We start from the raw sequence: 8,942 nt of genomic DNA on the forward strand, positions 1-8,942 counted from the left end.
CACCGGCGGCGAGGGCGCCGAGCCACTGCCTGCGGCGCGTCCCGCGGGCGTGCGCGACGGCGGTGAGGAGCCGGCCGAGGAGGGCGGGGCCGGGGGCCGGGGGCTCGGGGAGGGGGCCCCGGTGCGCGCGCAGCAGCCGTACGGGCGCGGCGAGTTCGGTGAGGCGGGCGCGGCAGGCCGGGCAGTCCATGAGGTGGTCCTCGAAGCGGAACGCGTCCGCCGCGTCGAGGACGCCGAGCGCGTACGCTCCGGCGTCGTGGTGCCGCTCCAGGGACCTCATGGCGTTCCTTGTCGGTGAGGGTGTTCCGCACCCTCCCGTACGGATCCGGCCACCCCCGCGCTCAACGCGGAGGGCGGAACGCTCACGTCCGACGCGGACGACACAGCGCCCTCACGCCCGACGCGGACGGCGGAACCGGCTGCGGCTGCGCCGCCGGGTCAGAAGAGCTGGACCGCCAAGTGGCCGAGTGGCAGGCCCAGTTGCCAGGCGGGGGTCCACACCTTCGGTACGTCGTCCTCGCCCGGCCCCGGCCCGCCGCCCGGCACCGCGTCCAGGTCGGGGGCGAGCAGCTCGGTCTCCTCGAGCCAGCGCCACGCCGCCTCGGCGAGCACCAGGTCCGGCGCGGGCCCGCGCGCGGCCGCCGCGTCGGCGGCGAGCCCGTCGAGGCGCTCGCGCACCCAGTCCTGCCAGGCCTTGTCGTGGGCCGTCAGGGTCAGCCACGTCTCGAGCTGCGAGACCACGCGGACGCCGGACAGCTCGCCGCGCGTGTCCGAGAGGAAGACCGTCAGCGCGAGCGCGTCCCGCCCCGCCCGGTACTCGAACGACGTCGGCGGCATCAGGTCCCCGGTGCGCAGCACCTCGTCGGCGATGTACTCGGCGTACAGCCACGCCATGGGCACCGTCAGCTCGTCGCCGCTGGGGCCGCCGATACCGCCCGTGCTCTCGTGCAGCATCACGCTCCGCCTTCCAAGCTTCCTAGGCTTCGTGTACGCGTCACCGGCTTCTGGCCCCCCACCCGGAACACGGATGAGGCAACACGATGTCCCAACGGGGGTCCGAAGCAAGGCGCTTTACCGAGCCTTGACCCGCGCTGCGGTTTCGTCGCAGGTCGACGGCCGTGTGTTTTTCGGCTCACCACCCGCCGCGACGGGGCCCGATTCAGTGACCCCCGCGGCCTTGCTCCTTGACTGTCGTCTGTCTCCGTATCTGTATCGCTTTATCCGATTACCCCACCTATGGAAGACAGTGCGATGACACCTCCCCACGACGGGCCCACGGCGCCGGCCGACGACGCGCCGACGGCACCGCCGGGCGCCGGGCCCACGGCGCGGCGCACCCGGTCCACCGTCCCCCGCCCCCGGCCCCCGCGCCGCGTCCTGGTCCTCCTCGCCGTCGTGGTGGCCACCGCCGCCACGGCCTGCGGCGCCGGTCCCGAGCCCCGGGAGCCGCGGGCCGACCGGCGGGCCTCGCCCGCGCTGTCCGCGGCGGGCGGCAGCACGAGCGCGGGCCGCCCCTTCACGCTCGTCGCCTCCGGGGACGTCCTGCCGCACGCCTCGATCATCCGCCAGGCGCAGGCCGACGCGGGCGGCGAGGGGTACGACTTCGCGCCGATGCTCGCGGGCGCCAAGCCCGTCGTCTCCCGCGCGGACCTGGCGATCTGCCACATGGAGACGGTCTACGGCGCGAACGGCGACTACACCGGCTACCCCACCTTCAAGTCCCCGCCGCAGGTCGCCGCGGGCCTCAAGGCGACGGGCTACGACGCCTGCTCCACCGCCTCCAACCACACCCTGGACGCCGGTACGCCGGGCATCCACCGCACCCTGGCCGCGCTCGACGAGGCCGGGATCAAGCACGCCGGTTCGGGGCGCACCGCCACCGAGGGCCGCTCCCCGGCGTGGCTGCGCGCCGGCGGCGCCAAGGTCGCCCAACTCGCCTACACGTACGGCACGAACGGCATCCCGCTGCCCGCGGGCAAGCCGTGGTCGGTGAACCTCATCGACCGCGGGCGTATCCTCGCCGACGCCCGCGCGGCCCGGACGGCGGGCGCCGACGTGGTCGTCGTCTCGCTGCACTGGGGCACCGAGTGGCAGGACGAGCCCGACGCCCAGCAGGTGCGCCTTGGCCGGGAGCTCACCTCCGCGCGCACCGCCGGACGGCCCGACATCGACCTGATCATCGGCACCCACGCCCACGTCCCGCAGGCGTACGAGAAGGTCAACGGCACCTGGATCGTCTACGGCATGGGCGACCAGATCGCGGGCGACATGATCAACCACGCGGGCGCCCAGGACCCGCGCGGCAACCAGGGCACCGTCGGCCGCTTCACCTTCTGGAAGGTGGCGAGGGCCGAGTTCATCCCGCACTGGTTCGACACGCGCGCCGGACGGGTCGTCAACCTCAACGCGGCACTGGACCGCGGGGCCGACGTGCGGGAGGTGCGCGACCGCATCCGCCGCGTCACCCTCAGCCGCGGAGCGGCCGGCGACGGCCTGGTGATGGGCAAGTGACACCGGGCCGCCGCCCGCCGCCTGCCGCCCGCCGTCCGGCGCCTCCCGCCGGGCGCGGGAACGGCGGCGGGGCGGCGGCAGGCGCGCCGCACGGAAGCCGCCACAGGGCGGCGTGCGGGACGCTGGACGGCCCGTGCGGGGGACGGCCTGCGCGGGAGGCGGCCCGCGCGTGGGGACGGCCTGCGCGGGAGGCGGCCCGCGCGTGGGGACGGTCCACGCCGCCGAGGGCGTACGCGGCACGAGGCGTACGCGGCGCGGGGCGCGGTGTGCGCCGCGTACGCCCCTTCGCTGCCGTACGCCCGCCGGGAACCGCGCACTCCTGGGCATATCCGGCCAGCGACGGGCGCTTCCCGTCAATCACCGGCGATCCGGCCGCCGCCCCGCCGGATCTCGGCTATCCAGGAAGGGCGGGGCCGGCGTCTGGCGCCACGCCCGAGGGGAGGCGTGCCGGTGGACCTGACCATCAACCTGGTGCTGCTGCTGGTCGTCGTGGTCGTGCTGCGGCTGCGCGGGAAGTCGCTCCGCGGTCTGGCCGACGAGCGGCTGACCGTCCTGTTCCTGCTGGTGCTGGCCGTGCTGCTGGCCCCGACCGGCCTGGGGCGGGAGGTCCTGGACACCCTGGGCGACCTCGTGAGCGGCGTCCTGGACGCCCTCACCCCCTGACCGCGCGCCCGGCGGCCGCCGCGGCTACCGGCCGTCCCCGGGCGGGGCCGCCTTCGCCAGCTCCGACTTGCGGTACGAGTAGCCGAAGTACACCACCAGACCGAGCGCGAACCACACCGCGAACCGCGCCCAGGTCTGCCACTCCAGGAACGTGATGAGCCAGATCGAGAAGACCACCCCGATCGCGGGCACCACCGGCATCCCCGGGCAGCGGAACGAGCGCGGCAGGTCCGGACGCCGGTAGCGCAGCACGATCACCGCGACGCACACCACGACGAACGCCAGCAGGATGCCGATGTTGGTCAGCTCCGCCGCCTCGCCGATCGGCAGGAACCCGGCGATCAGCGCCGAAGCGACCCCGACGAGCCACGTCACCCGCGTCGGCACGTGCCGCGTCTCGTGGGTCTTCGCGAACCACTTCGGCAGCAGCCCGTCCCGGCTCATCGCGAACCACACGCGCGTGCAGCCCAGCATGAACGTGAACATCACCGTGAGGATCCCGATGATCGCGCCCACCGCGATCACGTCCGCGAGCCCGCCGAGCCCCGCCGCCTTGAACGCCGAGGAGAAGCCGCTCTCCGGGTCGATGTCCTTGTAGTCCTGCATGCCCGTCAGGACCAGGCAGGCCAGCACGTACAGCACCATCGAGATCGCCAGCGAGTACAGGATCGCCTTCGGCATGTGGCGCTGGGCGTCCTTGGACTCCTCGGCCGCGGTCGACATGGCGTCGTAGCCGAAGACCGCGAAGAACACGGTGGCCGCGCCCGTGAAGGCGCCGCTGACGCCGAACGGCAGGAACGGCGAGTAGTTGCCCGTCTCGACGTGGAAGAAGCCGACGCCGATGACCAGGAGCACCACGAGCACCTTCAGGACCACGACGACCATCTCGAAGCGCGCCGCGTTCTTGATGCCCAGCGTGAGCAGATAGGCGATGAACAGGCACAGCAGCGCCGCGAACAGGTCGACCTTGTGGCCGTCGCCGGTTCCCGGCGCGCCCAGCATCCACGCCGGCAACTCGGTGCCCATCTCGCCGAGGAGGAAGTTGAAGTACCCGGAGATGCCGATGGCGACCACCGCCACGATCGCCGTGTACTCCAGGAGCAGGTCCCAGCCGATGAACCAGCCCGCGAGCTCGCCGAGCACCGCGTAGCCGTAGGTGTACGCCGAGCCCGCCTTCGGGATCAGGCCCGCGAACTCCGCGTAGGAGAACGCCGCCGCGGCGCTCGCGACGCCCGCGACGAGGAAGGAGATCAGGACCGCGGGCCCGGCCTTCTCGTTGGCGACGGTGCCCGCGAGCGTGAAGATCCCCGCGCCGATGATGCCGCCCACCCCGATCGCGGTGAGCTGCCAGAGGCCGAGGGTGCGGGTGAGCCCCGTGCCCGCCCCGGTGTCGTCGGCGTCCTCGATGTGCTCGATGGGCTTGCGGCGCAGCACGCCCCGCCCCACCCCTGGTCCGGCCATGAGCCCCACCTCTCCGCTGCTGACGGTCGGCTGCTGGCGGATCATGATGGCTCAGCCGTGGAGGGCGCGGAAGACGCCACGCGCCCCGCGTTTACGGCACGACCGTGACGGGCCAGCGCCCCGCCTTCACCAGGCGCACCGCCACGGAGCCGACGATGCGGTGGCCCGCCTGCTCGGAGGCGCCCACCACCACGGCGTCCGCCGTGAGCTCGTCGGCGGCGGCGACCAGGCCGTTGTAGGGGTCGCCGCGGAAGGTGTGGAACTCCCAGCGCACGTCGAATATGTCCTTCACGCGCTCCGCCGCGTCCCGGATCTCGGCGATCAGGCTCTCCGCGATGGCCTCGGTGGTGTCCGCGACCGGCGCGCCGAGCGCGGCGCCCGCCGCGAGCACCGGCTGGACGTACACGACGGCGAGCAGCGCCCGCTGGCGCCGGGCCAGGCCCGCGGCGTAGGCCGCGGCGCGCAGCGAGGAGTCCGAACCGTCGACGCCGACGACGATCACCTTGGGGCCGTCGGTGCCGCGTTCGAACCGGTGGGGCGCGGGGGACGACTGCGGAGCGGGCTCATCGGTCACGCTCCCGAGGCTATCGGAGCCTTCCGTTCCGGACCTCGGCGGCCTCCTGGCCGAGGGGGCCCGGCCCCCGGGTGCGAGGCCCGCGGCGCCTCCCGGCCCCGCTCGACGGGCGGCGCGGCCCGCCCCTTCTTACAGTCGTGACCATGAGTGCCAGCGCGCAGGAGCCGGGCGGCGGGCCACCCGGGCGGCCCCGCGCCACGGGCGCCGTGCCATCGGGCGCCGAGCCATCGGGCGGCCCCGGCCCCGGACGGCCCCGCCGCGGCCGGCTCCGGGTCACCGGCCTCGGCCACGTGCCCGAGGCGTTCGGGGCGTTCTTCGGGGCGCTCGGCCTGTTCTGCGCGGTCATCGCCGTGGTCGCGCCGCTGCGGCGGCTGCTGCGGCCCGTGACCCGCTTCCTCGACCTGCTCACCGTGCCGGTCAGCGCGAACCTCGCCTACGCCGTGCTCCTCTTCCTGCTCGCCGCGGCCACCGCGGCCCGCAAGAAGGTCGCCTGGTGGCTCGTCGTGGTCTACCTGGGCCTGCTCCTCGCCCTCGACGTGCTCGGCATCGCCCTCGGCGACCGGGCCGCGGCCCTGCCCTCCCTCCTCGTCTGCGGCGCCGCCCTCGCCGTGCTGGTCCTGGCCCGCGCCGAGTTCTACGCCGACTCGCGGCGCGGCGCCCTGTGGCGGGCCGTCGCCGTGCTCGCCGCCGGACTCGGCCTCGCGATCCTCCTCGGCCGCGGTCTCGTCGAGCTGTTCCCCGGCACGCTGCCGCGCGGCGAACGGCTGCTGTGGGCCGCGAACCGGGTCTGCGGCGGCTTCCCGCACGGCCACGACTACTTCGACGGCACGCCGCCCCGGCCACTGTCCTTCTTCCTCGGCCTGTTCGGCGCCCTCGCCCTGCTGAACGCCGCCGCGACCCTGTTCCGCTCCCAGCGCATGGAAGCCGCCCTGCACGGCGACGAGGAGCCCCGCATCCGCGCCCTCCTGCGCCGCTACGGCGCGCAGGACTCGCTCGGCTACTTCGCCACCCGCCGCGACAAGGCCGTCGTCTTCTCGCCCAGCGGCAAGGCCGCCGTGACCTACCGGGTCGAGGCGGGCGTGTGCCTCGCCAGCGGCGACCCCGTCGGCGACCGCGAGGCCTGGCCGCACGCCATCGCCGCCTGGCTCGACGTCGCCCGCGGGTACGCGTGGGCGCCCGCCGTGATGGGCGCCTCCGAGGACGGCGCCACGGCCTACGCGCGCGCCGGGCTCGGCGCGCTCCAGCTCGGCGACGAGGCCGTCCTGCACGTGCCCGACTTCGACCTCGACGGCCGCGACATGCGCGTCACCCGCCAGGCCGTGCACCGCGTCCGGCGCACCGGCGCCACCGCCCGCATCCGCCGCCACGCCGGGCTCACCGACGAGGAGATGGAGGAGATCATCGACCGGGCGGACGCCTGGCGGGACACCGAGACCGAGCGCGGCTTCTCCATGGCGCTCGACCGGCTCGGCGACCCCGAGGACGGCGACTGCCTGCTGGTCGAGGCCCTCGGCGCCGACGGCGGGCTGCTCGCCCTGCTGTCCTTCGTCCCCTGGGGCCAGGACGGCGTCTCGCTGGACCTCATGCGCCGCGACCGCAGCGCGCCCAACGGCGTCATGGAGTTCATGGTCGCCGAGCTGTGCGCGGCCGCGCCCCGGCTGGGCATCCGGCGGATCTCCCTGAACTTCGCCGTGTTCCGCTCCGTCTTCGAGGAGGGCGCCCGCATCGGCGCGGGACCCGTGCTGCGGCTGTGGCGCAAGCTGCTGCTGTTCCTCTCCAGGTGGTGGCAACTGGAGGCGCTCTACCGCTCCAACGCCAAGTACCACCCCGAGTGGTACCCGCGCTTCCTCTGCTACGGCGACGCAGGCTCGCTCGCCCGCATCGGCCTGGCCTCCGGCATCGCCGAGGGCTTCGTCTCCGTGCCCTCGCTGCGCACGCTCTGGGGCCGGGGCCACGACCGCCCCCGGGGCGTCACCAAGCCCGCCACCACCGAGGGGCTGCCGTCCCTCACCGCGCTCGGCCTCGGCGCGGACCCCGCGGGCCGCGACCCCGCCGAGGCGCTGCCCGAGCAGGTCCGCGTCCGCCACCGCGCGCTCGACCGGCTGCGCGCCGAGGGCGTCGACCCGTACCCGGTGGGCGTCCCGGCGCGCACCCACGTCCTGGCGGCCGTCCACGACGGCACGGCGGGCGAGCAGGTGACCGTCGCGGGACGGCTCCTGCTCGTGCGCGACTTCGGCGGCCTGGTCTTCGCCGTGCTGCGCGACTGGTCCGGCGACCTCCAGCTCGCCCTCAGCCGCGACCGCTCCGGCCCCGGCGTCCTGGACGCCTTTACCGCCCGCACCGACATCGGCGACCTCGTCACCGCCACCGGCACGGTCGGCCGCAGCGACCGCGGCGAGCTCACCGTCTTCGTCACCTCCTGGCAGCTCGCCGGCAAGTGCCTGCGCCCGCTGCCCGACAAGCGCCGCGGCCTCACCGACCCCGAGGCGCGGGTCCGCCGCCGCCATCTGGACCTCGTCGTGCGCCCCGCCGCCCGCGACGTCGTCCGCCTGCGCTCCGCCGCCGTCCAGGCGCTGCGCCGGGGCCTGCTCGACCGCGGCTACCTGGAGGTCGAGACGCCGATCCTCCAGCAGGTCCACGGCGGCGCCAACGCCCGGCCCTTCACCACCCACAGCAACGCCTACGACCTCGACCTGTACCTGCGCATCGCCCCCGAGCTGTACCTCAAGCGGCTCTGCGTCGGCGGCCTGGAGAAGGTCTTCGAGCTGGGCCGCACCTTCCGCAACGAAGGCGTCTCGTACAAGCACAACCCCGAGTTCACGATGCTGGAGGCCTACCAGGCCCACGCCGACTACGACGTGATGCTCGACCTCACCCGCGACCTCGTCCGGGCCGCCGCCACCGCCGCCTTCGGCAGCCCCGTCGCGCACCGGGACGGCCAGGAGTACGACCTCTCCGGGCCCTGGCCCGTCAGGACCGTCCACGGCGCGCTCTCCGAGGCCCTCGGCGAGGAGGTCGACGCCGGTACGCCGCTGGAGCGCCTGCGCCGGCTGAGCGACCGCGCCCACGTCCCGTACGCCCCGGACGACGGGCCCGGCGACATCGTCCTGGAGATGTACGAGCGGCTCGTCGAGGAGAAGACCCGGTTCCCGACCTTCTACAAGGACTTCCCGACCGACGTCTCCCCGCTGACCCGCCGGCACCGCGCCGACCCCCGGCTGGCCGAGCGCTGGGACCTCGTCGCCTTCGGCGCCGAACTGGGCACCGCCTACTCGGAGCTGACCGACCCCGTCGAGCAGCGGCGCCGCCTCACCGCGCAGTCGCTGCGCGCCGCCGGGGGAGACCCGGAGGCCATGGAGCTGGACGAGGACTTCCTCGACGCCCTGGAGTACGCCATGCCGCCCACCGGCGGCCTCGGCATCGGCGTCGACCGGCTCGTCATGTTCCTCACCGGCCTGACCATCCGCGAGACGCTGCCCTTCCCGCTGGTGCGGCGCCGCTGAGCCCGCCGCCTTCCCCCGCGGCCCCGCCCCGCGATCCGCGCTGGTCCCATCGGGTGCATTCGCGCGCCCCCGCAGTGTTGCTGAGAGCCACGGGCCTTCCGCCATGCGAGGCATTAGTCATGAAAGACGATCAGATGCCTCCGGGGCGGCGCGCGCTGCTCCGCGGGGCCACCGCCCTCGGCCTCGCGGCGGGCACCGGCTGCGTCGGCGCCGAGCCCGCCGGCACCCCG

Annotated in this window: 7 protein-coding genes; 3 read left to right on the top strand and 4 right to left on the bottom strand. The window is 74.8% G+C overall.

Annotation, left to right across the window (positions count from 1 at the left end; all coding sequences use genetic code 11):
* Together IE330_RS36610 and IE330_RS36615 are read right to left on the bottom strand one after the other, a co-directional pair.
* Positions 1 to 280, bottom strand: a 280-nt coding sequence (locus IE330_RS36610; RefSeq protein WP_190140505.1) for a zf-HC2 domain-containing protein, incomplete at its 3' end; no start/stop codon positions are given.
* Between the two features lie 158 nt (positions 281 to 438).
* A complete protein-coding gene (locus IE330_RS36615; protein ID WP_190140506.1) occupies positions 439 to 954 on the bottom strand; it encodes a hypothetical protein in 516 nt (171 codons plus the stop codon).
* A 297-nt stretch (positions 955 to 1,251) separates the two neighbouring features.
* Here IE330_RS36615 and IE330_RS36620 point away from each other — a divergent pair, with 297 nt between their 5' ends.
* Complete coding sequence (locus IE330_RS36620) at positions 1,252 to 2,511, top strand: CapA family protein (protein WP_229926185.1); 1,260 nt, start codon at positions 1,252 to 1,254, stop codon at positions 2,509 to 2,511.
* 450 nt (positions 2,512 to 2,961) lie between these two features.
* Complete coding sequence (locus tag IE330_RS36625; protein WP_229926186.1) at positions 2,962 to 3,174, top strand: hypothetical protein; 213 nt, start codon at positions 2,962 to 2,964, stop codon at positions 3,172 to 3,174.
* A gap of 24 nt (positions 3,175 to 3,198) precedes the next feature.
* Here IE330_RS36625 and IE330_RS36630 read toward each other — a convergent pair whose 3' ends face one another.
* Both IE330_RS36630 and IE330_RS36635 read right to left on the bottom strand, forming a co-directional pair.
* A complete protein-coding gene (locus IE330_RS36630; RefSeq protein WP_190140511.1) occupies positions 3,199 to 4,635 on the bottom strand; it encodes an amino acid permease in 1,437 nt (478 codons plus the stop codon).
* A gap of 91 nt (positions 4,636 to 4,726) precedes the next feature.
* On the bottom strand, positions 4,727 to 5,209 hold the full coding sequence (locus tag IE330_RS36635) for a universal stress protein (protein WP_190140507.1): 483 nt from the start codon (positions 5,207 to 5,209) through the stop codon (positions 4,727 to 4,729).
* A 143-nt stretch (positions 5,210 to 5,352) separates the two neighbouring features.
* Between IE330_RS36635 and lysX the strand changes: the two genes are divergently transcribed.
* Positions 5,353 to 8,712 carry a bifunctional lysylphosphatidylglycerol synthetase/lysine--tRNA ligase LysX gene (gene lysX, locus IE330_RS36640; protein ID WP_190140508.1) on the top strand — a complete coding sequence of 1,120 codons (3,360 nt, stop codon included), beginning with the start codon at positions 5,353 to 5,355 and terminating at the stop codon, positions 8,710 to 8,712.
* The last annotated feature ends 230 nt before the right edge of the window (positions 8,713 to 8,942 follow it).

Source organism: Streptomyces longispororuber (assembly GCF_014656095.1).
GTDB classification, from domain to species: Bacteria; Actinomycetota; Actinomycetes; order Streptomycetales; family Streptomycetaceae; genus Streptomyces; species Streptomyces longispororuber.

Bases quoted from the DNA above. Each gene is read 5' to 3' on its own strand.
- IE330_RS36615 (WP_190140506.1), bottom strand. From the start codon at position 954: ATGCTGCACGAGAGCACGGGCGGTATCGGCGGCCCCAGCGGCGACGAG.
- IE330_RS36630 (WP_190140511.1), bottom strand. From the start codon at position 4,635: ATGGCCGGACCAGGGGTGGGGCGGGGCGTGCTGCGCCGCAAGCCCATC.
- lysX (WP_190140508.1), top strand. From the start codon at position 5,353: ATGAGTGCCAGCGCGCAGGAGCCGGGCGGCGGGCCACCCGGGCGGCCC.
- IE330_RS36620 (WP_229926185.1), top strand. From the start codon at position 1,252: ATGACACCTCCCCACGACGGGCCCACGGCGCCGGCCGACGACGCGCCG.